This is a genomic window from Sphingomonas sp. LH128, assembly GCF_000293195.2.
Lineage (GTDB): Bacteria > Pseudomonadota > Alphaproteobacteria > Sphingomonadales > Sphingomonadaceae > Novosphingobium > Novosphingobium resinovorum_A.
In genome coordinates, this window is the sequence record NZ_ALVC01000556.1 from 1 (window position 1) to 784 (window position 784).

Consider the following 784-nt stretch of genomic DNA (forward strand, 5'->3'; position numbering starts at 1 on the left):
CGACGATGCGGCGCGAGGAGAACGGCAGGCCGTTCAGCGGATCGACCTCGGGTTCGTTGCGGATGCGCAGTTCGATGGGATCGATGCCCAGTTCCTCGGCCAGTTCATCCATGGCTGATTCCAGCGCAAATGTTCCCACCGATTCGCCCGGTGCTCGCATGAAAGTATTGGCCAGGAGGTCCAGTTCGACCGTGTGCACATCGAGTTCAATTGTCTCGGCATCATAGGCGCTGCGGGCAGCGAGGATGAACGGCTCCGGCATGACGTTCGAGGGCGTCTTGGCGGTAAGGCCCTTATGGATCAACGCTTTCAGCTTTCCGTCCGCATCCGCGCCAAGGCTGACCTGCTGCTCCGTCAACGACCGACCGCCGACCAGTCGGTAAACGCCTTCGCGCGACAGGACGAGGCGTACCGGGCGTCCGCAAAGCTGCGCGGCGGCGGCGGCAAGAACATGATGCTGCCACATGCATTTGCCGCCAAAACCCCCACCGACGTAAGGCGAGGTAACAACGACCTTGTCCTCGGGAATGCCGAACATCTGTCCGAGCGACCAGGCCGTATGGCTGACAAGCTGGGAGGCGTCGTGGATGCGCAGGACATCATCCTGCCAGGCCACCGTCACCGCGTGCAGCTCGATTGCGTTATGGTTGTGGCGCGGGGTCCGGTACGTCGCATCGATCCGCACGGCCGCAGCCTGCAGCGCAGTCTCGGCCTTGCCCTTCTCGTCATGCAGCGGCTGGCCCATGAACATCGCGGGCCGGGCGTCAGGGCGGGCTTCGTCGAA

1 protein-coding gene is annotated in these 784 nt (G+C 63.5%); it reads right to left on the reverse strand.

The genetic code is table 11. The features are described 5' to 3' along the window. A partial coding sequence (locus tag LH128_RS30205) for a xanthine dehydrogenase family protein molybdopterin-binding subunit (protein WP_327195327.1) occupies positions 1-745 on the reverse strand: 745 nt, incomplete at its 3' end. Positions 746-784 lie beyond the last annotated feature (39 nt).